Origin of the sequence: Azoarcus indigens (assembly GCF_004361735.1) — a bacterium.
GTDB lineage: Bacteria > Pseudomonadota > Gammaproteobacteria > Burkholderiales > Rhodocyclaceae > Azoarcus > Azoarcus indigens.
In genome coordinates, this window is record NZ_SNVV01000003.1 from 70,115 (window position 1) to 84,664 (window position 14,550).

Consider the following 14,550-nt stretch of genomic DNA (forward strand, 5'->3'; position numbering starts at 1 on the left):
TTCGATTCACGGAAAAGGTGTCGGGGCCGGCCCCGGCTTCAGCTCATACCGGCCCCTGGGCCGGCTCCGGATGCGCCCAGCGGCCCCGCCTTCAGGCCGCTTCCGCCTCCCGCCACACCGCCCTGGCCTGGGCGACCGCCCGATCCACGCTGCGCAGGGATACGCGGAACTGGCGGGCCACCTCCTCCCGTGGCCGGCCATCCACGCCGACCGCATGGACCAGCGCCCGCTGCCGTGGCGGCAGGCGCTCCAGGCGGTGTAGCGTGGCCGCCAGCTCGGAAGCGGCTTCCAGCTGCGCCTCCGGGCCTGGCGCCGGGTCCGCCGCCAGTTCCAGCTCGTCGCCGCTTTCTTCCCGCTGCCAGCGGCGGTTCTCCGCCGCCAGCAAGTCCATCGCTGCGTTGCAGGCGACGGTGAAAACGTATGCCTCGACATTGGCCACGCTTGGCCGAGGGCTCTGCCCGGCCAGGCGCAGCCAGGCTTCATGCAGGCTTTCGGCGGCCAGCTCGCGGTTGCCCAGGCGACGCCCCAGGCGGCGGCAGAGAGCGTGGTAGTGCTCGGCGAGGAAGCGTTGCGGCTCCCCCCTTTCCTGCAGCGCTTCCGCCGGCCGGGCCGGTTGCGATGAAACCGGCGCCGGCGGCGATGCAAAGCCCTGGTGGGTGGCCAGGGAACAGCTGGGCGTCCTGCCCGGCGGCGTTGCCGGGCGGGCCAGACGGGCGGGCGAATGAGCGGAGGACAAGGCAGGCAGGCTCATGGCAGACAGGCGTTGGTCGGCACCGCGCTTCCTTGCGGAGGCGCGGGCCGGGAGGGTGACGGCACCGTTCAGCGTTCGTTATCCAGAGTGCGGCGTTCGGCGGGAGTCAGCCGGGCGAGCTGCTCGGCGTTCAACGGGCCATGGCCGATCAACTGGAATGCGCTGTTGGGGTCGTAGCTGGTCTGCGCGGCCGGCTGGCGCGGGGCGCCGGCCGGTGGCGTGCCCAGCTCGGGCGCCGCTTCGTTGCCGAAGCCGATCACCCGAACGGTGAATACCGAAGGCAGGGCTTGGCGCTGGGCCGCGCGCTCGCGCTGCATCACGTCCTGCGCCGCGGTGCTGGCCTGCGCCGCGGCGGCGCTGGCGTTGCTCAGCGCGCCGACGTTCACCGCGGCGACCACCGGAATGCCGACCGCCTCGCCCTGCACCTGGATGTTTTCGGCATTCACCACATGCAGTGCGGCCAGATTGACGTTGCCGGAGACCCGGATGCCCGCTTCGCCGGCGTCAATGGTGCCCAGTGGCGCGATCAGGTCGATGTCGCCCGGCGGCACCTCCGGGATCGGGTTGAGCGTGGCGATGCCGGCGCCGGTGTTGGGCGTGCTCGGCGACAGGCTGACGTTGCCGACCTCGTCATACACCCGGCGCTGCGGCGTATAGACGATGGTGCTCTTGGCGCCGCGGCCGGCGTTGATGTCGCCCTCCGCCGACCAGGCCAGGATGTTGCCGCCGAAGGTGGTGAACACCCGGCTCTGGCCCATCAGGATGTCGCTCAGCGAGAAGATGTTGATGTCGCCCTCGCCCTGCGTCAGCACGCCGGAGCCGGCGCCCGGCGGATAGCCGCCGTCCACCCCCACCAGCGTGCGGCCGCCCGGCACCATCAGGCTGATGTCGCCGCCGAAGTCGGTGTGGATGCCGGCATCGTTGATCTTGTAGAAGGGCACGTCGTAGCCCGGGCTGCCGGCGGCCCGCCATTCGGCTTCGGACAGGTAGGTCTTGCCCGGCTGCGGCCGCCACGTCGAGGGCGAATCCACGAACTGCGCGAAGTAGCGCGCGCTGCTGAACATGGTCAAGTCACCCTTGTAGGCGATGGTCTCGCCCTGGGCGTCCTTGGAAGGCAGCAGCGTCTCGATGGCTTCGCGGCCGCGCAGGTAGCTGCCCGAGCGCTTGCCGTCCACCTCGTTGTACTCGCGGCCGGAGGCACGCAGCTCGGCGTAATACACGTTGCGCAGGAAGGTGCTGCGCTGCTCGACCGGCAAGGCATCGAAGAAGGCGCGCGCATCCATGGTGGCGGCGTCGAAGTGCAGGCCGCGGCCGTTGGCGCCGCCGAAGCGGGTGGTCAGCCAGTTCACCAGATGCAGCTGGCTCTCGAGCCTGTACTCGCGCTCCAGGTTGCGGTTGGCCGCACGGCCGCCGCTGGCCAGCGCCTCGGCGCGCGCGGTATCCAGCCTCAGCTGCTCCGCCGCCAGGAAATCGGCCGCGCCCGCCTCGTCGCCGGTATAGCCGAACTCGCTCGCCAGCCACTGCGCCAGTGTGATGGAGCCGTTGTAGACACGCACCGCGGCGCCCGGCTGGTCCGCCAGCGGCAGCAAGGGATCGGCCAGGCGGCCCGGATCGAGGTAGCGGTCGGCGAAAGCCGTCCAGTTGGCGCCGTACTTGCCCATGCCGGTGGCCAGGGCGATGCCGGCGCCGCTGGCGCGGTCTCCCGGGATGACGTTCACCACCGGCCCCATGCTGCGCAGCTCGCCACCATCGGCCATGTACACATCGCGGCCGGCGGAGACATCCAGCAGGCCGGGGCCAGCGATGTAGAAGGAGCTGGAGCGGATGTCACGCCCGGCCTGTATCACCGACACGTCGTCGGCGCTGGTGTGCACCACCAGATTACCGCGCGCGGTGGCGAAATCCTGGGAACTCGGCCGCTGCGGTGCGGCCGGGTCGGCCCCGCTGGCGGTTGTGATCCAGCCTATCGAACCTTGCGGGCTGCCATAGGTGTTGCCGTAGTTGTCGTAGGTACCGAGCAAGGTACCGGCGTTGATGATGTCGCGTCCAGCGCGCAAGGCCACGGCACCACCGCCGTCGTACCAGGTGCTCAGGCTGCCGGGTGCGCCGTTGGTGTTGCTGCCGCGATAGATGATGCTGCCGAAGCGCAGGCCCACCAGGTCGCCCTCCACCGCGTAATAGCGCGCGGACTCCTGGCCGGCGTACACATAGCCGGAGGCGGTGGGCGGCGTGAATGAGAACAGCGGGTAACGCTGGCCCACGCCGCCATTCTCATTCGCGTAAAGCAGCGCGCCGGGGGCCAGCGCTTCCCTGCCGACGTTGTGTATGGCCTCCAGCCCGTACCAGACCCTGTCACCCCGGCCGACAAAGCCGGGATTGAACGGATTGGGCAGCGCGGTCGGGTCGGCGCCCGAGGCCGAGAAGCTGGTGCCGCTGGCGTAGATGGAACCGGCCGCCAGCAGCTCCAGCTGGCCGGCATGGCTCACCACGAACTGCTCGCCCACCGGCGAGGGCGCCAAGGTGACGCCGGGCTGGAACGGATTGTTGTTGGTACCCGCGGTCACCGATTTGACGAACTTGCCGTAATACACGCTGCCGCTGGCCGCAGCGGCACGCAGCACCGCCGGATAGACGTAGTGCAGGTCGGTAATGTGGCTGTCGATGGTGGTGTCGCGGTCTTGCATGGCCAGCGTGGGCGTAAGGTTGCCGCCGGCCGACAGCAGGTCGATTGCGGTGGAGGGGGTCCATAGCGAGAACCAACTCCAGCCGTTGGCCGCGTACGAGGCACCGTTGGCGCTGAAGGGCGTGCCGCCGTGGTACTGGGGCACGCGGCCGGGGTCGACCACGCTGGCCAGCACCAGGTCGCCGCGCGCTTCCATCCGCACGCCGGCATCGCCCACCACTAGCACCGGACCGCCCGCGGCCCGCGCCGAGGACGAGGTGAACACATCGAAGGGACGCGATTCCTTCGGATCGCCGCCACCGAAGAGCTGCTCGACGCCGCCGACCGCCCCGGCTTCCATGCGCAGGGCGCCGCGCAGGTTGGTGAAGGTGCCGTTGAGGTCCAGCCGGTGCGCATCACGCGCCGGGTTGATGTTGGCTACCGGGTCGTAAATGCTGTTGGTGAAGGAGCGCAGCGCCGGATCGGCGTTTAGGCCGCCGCCGATGCGGATGTCCAGGTCGCCCCCGCCGGTGAGTACCAGCTCACCGCTGGCTGCCACCCGGCCGGTGCTGGCCACCGTCAGGTTCAGGCCCGAGCTGCGCGCCAGGTAAGCGCCGCCGTGGTCGGCGCGGGGAACCAGCATGCCGGCATCGCCGCCGGCCTCCAGCACCAGGTTGCCGCCGCCCAGCGTGCCGAAGCCGGTGAAGCCAATGAAGCGCGGCATCTTGGTGAAATCGACGTAGTAGCTCTCGCTGAACGAGGGCACGTAGGTTCCGAAGTTGATCCACCATGCCGTGGGCACGGCGGTGTCGCCTTCACCGGCCACGCTGCCGCTGCCCTGGCGCCACAGCCAGTTGCCGATGGCGGCGGTGCCGTTCAGCTGGGCGGTGCGGTTGCCCAGCGCTTCACGACGTGCCGTCGGCAGCGCGCGGCCCAGGGTGTCGCCGGTAATGTCGCCGCCGGCGCGCAGCAGCAGGTTGCCGCCGGCCTCGGGGTACCAGGCCTGGTAGAGGCTGTCGCTGCCGCCGTCGACCAGGGATTCGAACGGGGAGCCGAACTCGCCGAGCACCGAGCCGGCGTAGAGGCTGCGCGGCTGGTTGTAGGGGTCGGGACCGCCAGCCGCGGCCAGCGAGGCCGATTGCGTGCCGGCGGTGTAGATGCCGAAGAGGGAGCTGGTGGCGATGCTGCCGGCCGAGATCACCCGCAGGTCGCCGGTACCGGTACGCACCACGCTGGGCAGTTGTTCACGCACCGGCTGGGGGCCGTACACATAATCCGGCGGCGTGCCTTCGCTTTCCAGCAGCACCGTGGAGCCCAGGCCCCAATCGTTGAGCTCCAGCGGCGACTCGCTGATGTAGTACATGTCGAACAGCGCCTGGATTTCCTCCGCCGTCATCACCGCGCCGGGCACGATGCCCGGCAGGCCCCACGACTCCCAAGTCGCCGCATCGGCATCGGCCGCCCAGCGGTAGACCGCCGGCTCGCCGGTGCCCGGCACCTCGATACGCCCCGCGCCCTGCCCATAGTGCATGTCGGAGAAGCGCAGGCTGGCGCTGCTGTTGGGCCGCGTGGCCAGGCGGTCGGCACCGGAGGAGTCGGCGCCGGCCACCAGGGTGATATCGAAGGATTGCGAGCCGGCCGCCAGCATGGGCGCCGCGGCCCACACGCGGCCCTGGTTGCCGTCGCCGTCGCCGGGGCGCAGGTCCACCGTCTGTACGCCACCCGGCAGTCTGACGTCGGTGTCACTGGGGATCAGCGCGCCCTTGTCCAGCGTGAGCGCGCTGGCCAGCGTCACCATGTTGCCGACCGGGGGCGTCGGCAAGGGCACGCCGGCCGGCCAGTCCATGGCGGCGAGCGTGGCCGCTGCCGGCAGGCGGAAACCGGCATCGAAGCGGGTGCCGATGGGCAGGGTGGCGGCATCCGCCAGCACGGTGCCGGCGGCGTACAGCAGCGCGCCGGTGTCGCTATAGACGGCGGCGCTCAACACCGTGCCGCGTGCCAGCGACAGCGGCGCGGCCAGCTCGCCGCCCACCGGCACCAGCGTACCCGCGGCCATCTGCATGGAAGCGATGGGCAAGTCGTAGTTGAGGCTGCGGCCGGAGTTGAAGATGGTGCCGGCGTCTAGCGTGACCATGCCGCCATGCGGTACGACCACGTCCCCGCCCCAGAGCTGGCGGCCCACGGTGAGCACCCAGCCGGAGCTGTCCAGCGAGGTCTGCAGCCGGCTGCCGTCGAAGCCATCGCTGATGCTGCCGAAGATGTCGAGATCGCCCTGGGCGCGGATGACCAGCGCGCCCGCCTCGCCCGAGCCGTGGACCGAGGTCTGCTGCGTGTGCGGATTGACGCTGGCGTAGCGGTGGCCGGAGAGGTCGATGTCGCCATCGACATGCAGGTTGCCGTCCGGGTTGATCAACAGGTCGGCCACCACTTCGACGCCGGGGCGCAGGTGGAAGGCATCGGTGTAGCCGCGCAGGCCGGCGAGCTTGCCATTCATCAGCGTGCCGTTGGCGCGGGCTGCGTTGATGAAGGTACGGCTGTCGCCATCCAGGCGGTCCAGGTAGTCCTGGTCGATGATCTGGTAGCTCTTGCCGTCGGTGGTGGTCTCGGTGCCCGGCGTCGCCGAGTCGTCGGTGATGAAGGCGTTGACCTGGATGGCCTTGGCGCCGGTGATGGCAATGCTGCCGGCGGCGTCGATGTCCACATCGTTGCCGCCCAGGCGCGGCGCGTTGAGCGCCACGGTGCCGTAGTTCGCGCCGGCGCCGGCCACGCCCAGGTCCATGCGCGCGCCGCTGGCGATGGCCAGCGTGCCGCGGCCGGAATCGATCTCGATCACCGCCCGGTTGGGCGCCTCGATGACCTTGCCGTAGCTGTCGCGGCGCAGCACGCTGGCATGGGTGTCGAGCACCGCGGTGCCGGCGATGGTCACGCCCTCCTTCGCCGCCAGGCGGATGCTGCCGACCTGTTCGCCGCTGGCGTCGATGCGGCCATTCACGGTGAGGTGGCCGTCGTCCAGCGCCAGGTTCACTTCATGCGCGCGCACCTCGTCGCCTAGGGTCAGGTCGCCCTGCCCCAGGCGGAAGCTGCGGCCACCGGTCACGCCGCCCTCGTTCAGGCGGGCGTTCAAGCCGGCGAAATCGGTGATGCTGTTGCCGTACACCTCGATGCGGCCAGCCGTGTAGGGCACGAGGGTGCCACCGGCGTCGTAGTGGCCGCTGGCGCCGCCCGCCAGTTGGCCGGCCAGCGCCACCTCGCCCTGCGCCGCCTGAGCGGTGAGCTTGCCGGCGCGGTTGTACTGCGCCGAGAGGTCAATGCGCGCGGCCTCGTCCTGGCGCACGTCGCCGCCGCGGCTATCGAGGGTGACGTCGCCGCCCCAGCTGTACTTGCTGACTTCGTAGAAGTCGATCTTGCGGCCGGCGAGGTCGAGCTGCGCGCCATCGGCCAGCAGCACATCGTCCTGCGCCGACAGGCTGAGCTTGCCGCTGGGCAGCAGCACCGCGGTGTCGAGCACCAGGCTGCCGCCACGGCTGTCCAGCGCCAGTTCGGCGCCCAGCGATCCGGCGAGCGCCGCGTTGTCCGGCGCGGGCGCGCCGGTGCCGCTGACATGGATGTCGCCGCCGGCGGCGATCTTGTTGATCGAGCCGGCGCCGCCGGTGAGCAGCGGCGTGCTGATGAAGAGGTCGCCGCCGCTGTGGCTGTAAGCCTTGGCCACCGGGTCCCAGGCGCCCTGCGACTGGTATACCGCGAGCGATCCCTTGTGGGTGGCGGTGACGCGCTCGCTGGCGTTCAGGTGCAGGCTGGCGAAGCCCAGCGCCAGGCGCTCGTGGTCGCGCACGGTGTCGGGCTGGGTGCGCGGGCCGTAGCCGAACACCACCTCGCGCGCATCGACCACCAGCTTGCCCGAGCCGGTGCCCGGGCCGCCGGCCACCACCGCGCCGGCGGGCGTGAGCGCGCCGGTCCAGATCAGCGTGTCGGTGTGGATGCGCGCCACCGAGTCGGCATCGCCGTAGCCGTAGATGGCGGGCGTGGCCAGCACCAGGCGCTGCAGCGCCGATTTGCCGGTTTCCGGGTTGTAGGTGGAAAGAGTGACGTCGCCGAAGAAATTGACCGACTCGCGCGCGGTGAAGGACAGCGCTTCGAGCGCCGGTGCGCCGGCACTCGTGTCGCCCAGCAGCAAGCGGTCGATCACCTGCTGGTTGAGCGTCATGCCCGAAGGCAGCGCGCCGCTGGCCGCCACGGCCGCCAGCGCCTCGGCGCTGCCGACGTTGATGCCGCCCAGCGCCAGCGACAGGTTGCGCGTGCCATAGCGCACGGTGTCGCCCAGCACGAAGCGGTTGTCGGTGGAGGTGGCGATGGTGCCTTCCGAATACAGCCGCGTGTCGCCGCTGCAGGCCACGCCCGTTGCGCACACGCCGATCTCGATGGCGCCGGCGCCGTCCAGCGGGCTGTTGGCGTTGGGCGCGGTCGGCGGCAGCATTTCCAGCTGGCCGTTGGACAACGCCAGCACCGAGTTACTGCCAGGCGTGTGGATGTAGCCCTGGCCCGCGGTGTAGGAGGACTCGCCCATGCCCAGCGTGCTGATGCCCGAACCCTGCTCCAGCGTGATGCCGCCGTCGGTACGGCCGGTGATCAGGAACACATCGGCCGCGCGCAGTAGCGCTCCTTCGCGCAGCACGATATTCCCCGTCTGGCCCCTGATGCTGATGACGTTGGCGTTCTGCAGAGAGCCGGTGCTCTGGTTCATGTAACTGGAGCTCAGCATGCCGCCGATCTCCAGCCTCGACGCGCCTATGGTGTTGAGCGTGTCGGCATGCACCGACACCCCGCCGTAGCCGGCGGTGGGCGCGGCGCCAGTGCCCAGGATCTCGTAGTCCGAGGCATTGATAAGCCGCGCGACCGCGCCGTAGCCGCCGTCGGCCGGCTTGCCCAGCACGGTGGCGTCGAACACCAGCTGCGGCAGGCCGAAGGAGCCGACCGCGGACGGCGTGTTCAGCTGCAGGTTGATCGCCTTGCCGTCGCGCTCCAGCAGCGGGCGCGGCACGCCCTCGCGCAGCGCGCGCTGGATGGCGAACTCGGCGTAGCTGGTCTCGTTGTATTGCGAGTAGGTGCGTACCGTGTCGGCCGCGGTCAGGATGATCTGCGTGGTGCGCGTGTCGCTCACGCCGGTATTGGCGATGCCCAGCCGCGCCGAGGTGCTCCACGAGCCGTTGCGCATGGCGCTGGTGGTGCCGAAGGCGGTGGCGCTGGCGGCGAGGCCGTTGAGCTCGACGCGGAAGGCGCCGGGCAGCAGCGCATAGGTGGAAGGCAACAGCGTGTAGGTGCCCGCCGGCAGGCCCGGCACGCCTTCGCCTATGGTGATCTGGCGGCCGATGGTCGGATCGCCGGCGCCCTTTTCCAGGCCGACCGGGGCGTAGTTGGCCTGCGCGCCGGGCACGATGGCGTACACCGGATTGGTGGCCAGGCCCGGCAGGGTGAAGCCCTTGTCACCCAGTTGCACCAGTGGGTTCAGGCGGGCGTCGGTGGAGCCGCCGCGGCCCTGCAGGAAGGCCGCGCCGGTCAGCTCGCCGCCGCCCGACAGGTCGATCACCGCGCCTTCCTGCGCATGCACCGCATGCGACTGGAAGTCCACCTTGGGCTCGAAGCCGATGGAGTCGTAGAGCACGTCGGCGCCGTTGTAGTTGTAGATCAGCCCGTCCGCCGTGCCGCCGTAGGGCATGACCAGGCCGTTGGCGCTCACCGAGGTGATGCTCCCGGGCAGCAGGTTGACTACGCCGGTGGAACCGTTGCCGCCGGTCTCGCCCAGGGTGATGGAGCCCAGCGGCGCGCGGATCACCCCGCCCTGGTTCACCGTCGCCGCCGAGAACTCCAGCTTGCCGAACACGCTGTAAGGCATCGCCGGCGTGACCGTGCCCATGCGCTCTATGGTGAGGTAGCGGTCCGGGTGGAAGGCGCGCGGCCGGTTGTTCCATTGGTCCACGGTGCTGGTGATGCCGACGCTGACCTTGCCGCTGCCGTAGATCTGCGCCGCCGCCAGGGTGGTGTTGCCCGGCGAGTAGAAGGCGGCGTCCCGCAGGCGCAGGTCGCCCTGGCTTTCGATGCGCACCGTGCCGAAGGCGTCGCGCTCCACATCGCGCGAACCGCTGTTGAGGACGATGCTGCCGCTCACGCCCAGACCCACCTCGCCGACGATGTCCAGCATGCTGGCGCTCATCGTCAGGTTCGCGTCGGCGGCGATCTCGGGCACGCCCAGCGTGCCGCCGACGGCTGAGGTGTTGCGGCTGCCGAACACCGGGTTAGGCATGAGAGTGCCATCCTGCGTCTGACGGCCGGCCGAGCCGGCCAGCCGCAGGTAGGGCGCGGCAAGCTTGACCTGGCTGTCGCGCGGCGCGGCCGCCGACAGGCTCATGGCGCTGGCGGTGAGGTAGAGCGCCTGGTTCATGCGCAGATCGACGTCGCCGTCGAAGCTGAGCAGGCCGTTCACATACAGCGAGGCCGTGTCGAAACCACCCGCGTGGATGGCATCCACGCCATAGCGCGCCTGGCCGTAGGCGAGGCTTTCGTGCATCTGGCCGGCCTGCACGCCCGCGGCCAGGCCACTGCCGCCATACACCTGTTCGATCACCAGCTCGCGCGGCACGCGCACCGCATCGTCCACCGCCAGCCCGAGGTAGGTGAAACGCGCCACCGGGCCATAGACCGGCGTTTCGAAGTTGATCGCGAGGGTGCCGCCCATGGCTCCGGCGCCGCCGGCATGGGCCTGCAGATCGCCATCGATGTAGATGCCGTTGTTGGCGTTGAGCGCGATGGCGCCGCCGTGGCTGGCCAGCACGGTGTTGCCCAGGCCCGGCAGGTAGACCGTGCCGCTGGTGCCGGAGGCGTCCAGGCGGGCGCCGTCCTGCACCACCAGGAAACCGCCCAGGCTTTCGATGAGGCGTGACTCCAGGTCGTGCCGGCCGCCCAGTTCGATGGTGCCGCCGTCCAGCACCTGGCCGATGGCGCGGCCATCGGCCGCCACCGCGGTGAAGGCCAGACCGGACACGTCGAGCAGCGCATGCTCGCCCACCCACAGCGAGCGCGCATTCGGCGTGCCCTGCGGCAGGTTAGCGTCCACGCCCATGCCGAAGTCGCCATCCAGCACAGAAATACGGCCACCGCGCGCCAGCAGCGTGCCGTCCAGCGTGATCTGGCTGTTGCCCTTGAGGGTGATGGAACGGCCGGGATCAACCTCGATGCGGCTGCCCTCGCCCATCGTGAAATTGCCGCGTGCGTACACCGAGCCGGCGGTGAGCGTGAGGCTGGCGCCGCCACGCAGCGATACCTCGCCGCGCTTGGCATCGTCCTGCTGCAGCGGCGGCAGCCACACCGACAGCGCGCCGGAGGCCGCCTCGCCGGTGGGCAGCGCGCGCGCAGCATCGGGATCGAGCGTGAGCACCGGCATGGTCACCGCAAGCTGGGCGCCATCGGCCATGCGCACGCCGTCGCGGCCCTGCACCGAATAGCTGGAGAAGCCGGACTGGAACAGCGCCTGATCGAGTTCGAGGAAGGGCTGCACCGCCACGGTGACCGGCATGGTGGCGCCCGCCGGGATGCGCGTGCCGGCCGGAATGATCACCGTGGTGCTGGCCACGCTGCCCGCGGTGTAGGTCGTGGTCACCGGGCTCACCGGGATTCCGTTGGGGAATACCGTGGCTGGCACCACATAGCCGGGCGGCAGGGACGAGATGCCGGTCAGAACGCTGCCGGCCGGTAGCATGCTGCCGGCGTAGTAATACTTGCCGCCGGACATCACCGTGCCCGGCAACAGCCAGTCGGCCTGCAGGGTCAGCGGATTGGTGCTGCTCACCGTCGGCCCCTGGCCCACCTGCACGGCCTGGCCGGGCGCAATCACGCTGCGGGTGATGCTGAAGCTGAGCGGAATGGTTTCGCCTGGCTGCACCACGTAGTCCCCCGCCAGCCGCAGCGGCAGTTCGCTCGCCGCGCCGGCCGGCAGGTTCTCGACAGCCTGGGCGGCGGAGCCGCCTATGCTCACCAGCGTGCCATGGTCGATGAGCAGCGCCCCCCCGCCCTTGACGCCATGGCCGCGGATTTCGCCGTCCAGCTGCACCAGCCCGGAGCCGCCCTGCATGCCCGCACCCAGGGTGACGTTGCCGCCGCGCCCGCCGGTGAACTTGCCGTTCTCGCCCAGGGTGGCACCCGACGAGACGTCGATCAGGCTGCCGCTGCGCAGTTCGATGTTGCCGTTGCTGCGCAGCGAGACGCTGCCGCCGTGGATGAAGGGCAGGCCGGAGATGTCTGCGGACTCCAGACGCAGGTTGTTCCACACGCCGCTGGCATCCAGTGTCACGCCGCCGCCCACGCGCACACGTTCGGCGTAGCCGGTGGGAATAAAAGGCAGGATGGGCGCTTCCACCCACTGCGCGCTGCTTCCCGCCTTGCGCTCCACCAGGCTGCCCAGCGCGATGCTGCCGCCGTGCGCGATGAGGTCGGCATTCACGTCCACCTGGGTGGCGTGCAGCGCCAGGGTGCCGCCATTCGAAATTGCCAGCGCTTCGTCCACGCTGATGCCGCGGCGCGCGTAGACCTGCAGCTCGCCCAGCTCCAGCGAGTTGAGCCAGTCGCTGTCGAGCGCCACATGGCTGGCGCTGCCGCCCACGCCGCTGCCGGCGGTGTTGCCTATGGTGACGTCGTCCACCGTGGCCGCCGGGCTGTAGCGCAGTTGGCCGGCGTCGGCTTCATAGATCGGCGTCCAGTTGCCGATGATGAGCTGGCCGCGCTGCGCCACCGCCGTCTGCGCCTGCTGGTAGCCGTCGAGCGCGGTGTCGCGCGCCCGCACCTGGCGCATGCCCTGGAACACGGTGGTGTCCACGCTGCCTTCCAGCGTCGCGTTCTGGGTGGCGATCACTAGCCGGCCGGCGTCGCGGCCCACGGTGTAGCCGTTCTCCAGGCGCTTGTCGCGCAGGATCAGCGGGTTCGCGTAGGTCTCGGTGACGCCCCAGCGCGCGAATTCCGCCTCATAACCCCGGTACAGGCCGGTGTAGCGCAGGTCGCCCGGCGCGTTCGAGGCGTTGTAGATGCGGCCGTCGGCGCCCTTGAGGTAGGTCTGGCTCACATAGCCGGTCTGTACGTCCAGCGTGCCGCCCGCGAGGTTGATGAGGCTGCCCGCGCGGCTGCTCACCTTGCCGCCGCTGAACTGCACCGTGCCGCCCTGTGCCATCCACTCGCCCACGCCGTGGCCGGTGATGCCGAGGTAGCCGCCCACCTCCAGCAGGCCGCCGGCGGTGTACCAGCGGTCGGTTTCGTAACCGTTGGTGCCGGCCGGCACGAACACCAGGTCACGCCGGTCGATCCAGATATCCTTGTTGTTCAGGCTCTTGTCGTCGCGGTTGACCGAGGCGTCGCGCTGCTCGTTGCCCTGGACGTTGACCAGGACGTTGTTGCTCTCCATCGCCACCCGGACGCCGACCGCGCCGGAGACGTCCAGCGTGGCGCCCGCCTTCACTTCGCTGTCGGCGGCGTTGACCAGGATCTGGCCGCCGGTGGCGAGCGTGAGGCTGCCGGTGTTGAAATTCACCGCACCGGCGGTGTCGATGAGCACCAGCGACTGGTCGCGGCGGTGGGCGACGCCGTCGCCGAGTTTGTCGGAATCCTTGATCAGGGTTTCGCGCTGCGCGTCCAGCGCGGTGGCGGCGGCTTCGTCGAGGACGATGGCGGTCACGCTGTCGTCGTCCAGCGTGACCTTGCCGGCGGCATCACCGGCGGCGTTGTTCAGGTGGATGGTGCCGCGGGTGTGGACCGAGGTGGTGGCGACGGCCACGCCCTGCTGGCGCACGTCCCGGCCGGTAAGGGTGATGTCGCCCGTGGTCGCGGTGATGAGGCCGGAGTTGGAGGTCAGCCCCGCCTCGGAGCCAGCCAGGGTCAGCGCCGTCACCACGTTGCCGCGGGTAGTGGAGTTAATGTTGGCGTCGCTCGCCAGCCCCTTGTTGATGACGAAGGCATCGCCGGCCGCCAGCACCGTCTGGCCACTGGCGGTGATGATCTCGCCGGCGTTGTGCGCTTCCTTGCCCAGCAGCAGCACGTAGCCGCCGCCTTCGGTGACGGAGCTGGGTTTCTGCGTGCTGATCGTCGCCCCGGCTTCGACCACCACGCTGCCGGTGGCCGCGCCGTAGGCGAAGCTGCTGGCGGTGGAGCTGAGGTCATTGGCGAAGGTGGGAATGTGAGCGCTGCCCTGGGCTTCGCTGAACAGGCCCTTGTTGAACTGGGCGTCGCTCATGCCGACGGCCGAGGCCACCAGGTTGCGTAGGTTCACCTGGCTGCCGCCGGAGAACACCACGCCGTTGCGGTTGATGATCATCACCGTGCCCGGGGCCTGGATCTGGCCCAGGATCTGGCTGGGACGCGCCAGCGGATCGGTCACCCGGTTGAGCACCGACCAGCTCGCCTGCTGATCGAAGGCGACGGTGGTGTTGCGGCCGACATTGAAGGTTTCCCAGTTGAGGATGGCCTTGTCCGCGGTCTGCTCGATGCGCACCGTGGTCTTGCCGTCGGCCACCGTCTGCACCGGCGCCTTGGCGTTGAGCCAGCCGGCGGTGAGGCTGTTGCTGTCGATCTCGAGACCGCCGGCGCCAAGGCCGTCGGGCACGCTGCCGCCGGCGCGCAGGGCCGCCTGGCGGGCGGCGGCCTGCTGCGCCTGCTGCAGGGCAATGGCCTGAGCGGCGAGGCCGAGGTTGCCTATGGAGGTCTTCAACTCGTCGCGGGCGCGTTGCTGCTGGGCCAGGGGATTGGTCAGCGTGGACGCCGGGGCGCCATTGGGCAGCCGGCCGGTGGCCGCGGCATTGCTCTGGATTGCGCCCTTGTTAGCGAACCAGGCCGGGCTGAAGGCTTGCTGCGCATAAGCCTGGCCCATGCCGCCGGCGGCCAGCGCGAGTGCCACGGCACTCGCCAGGGGGGAGAGGCGCAGGCTGAAGGACATGCGCCCGACGATCCTGCGGCTGCTGTGCTCCTGTGTATTCATCCGATCCTCAGCAACGATTCGAGTCGATATCGGGATGCCCGCGCGGCGGCCGGAAAAGCCAGGCGCGCAGGTCCGCTACTGAGGAGACTGATCGGCGAAGCAAAACCCACTACACTTTTTTCGACTGCA

General features: G+C 70.1%; 2 protein-coding genes. Both read right to left on the reverse strand.

The genetic code is table 11. The annotated features are described in order from the left end of the window. Window positions 1–91: 91 nt before the first annotated feature. Window positions 92–751, reverse strand: a complete 660-nt coding sequence (locus C7389_RS04785) for an RNA polymerase sigma factor (protein WP_133588913.1) — start codon at window positions 749–751, stop codon at window positions 92–94. A gap of 68 nt (window positions 752–819) precedes the next feature. Continuing rightward, on the reverse strand, window positions 820–14,379 hold the full coding sequence (locus C7389_RS04790; protein ID WP_162851667.1) for a filamentous haemagglutinin family protein: 13,560 nt from the start codon (window positions 14,377–14,379) through the stop codon (window positions 820–822). Between the last annotated feature and the right edge of the window lie 171 nt (window positions 14,380–14,550).

Excerpts from the sequence above, each read along its gene's own strand:
- C7389_RS04785 (WP_133588913.1), bottom strand. The coding sequence starts at position 751 with ATGAGCCTGCCTGCCTTGTCCTCCGCTCATTCGCCCGCCCGTCTGGCC.
- C7389_RS04790 (WP_162851667.1), bottom strand. The coding sequence starts at position 14,379 with ATGTCCTTCAGCCTGCGCCTCTCCCCCCTGGCGAGTGCCGTGGCACTC.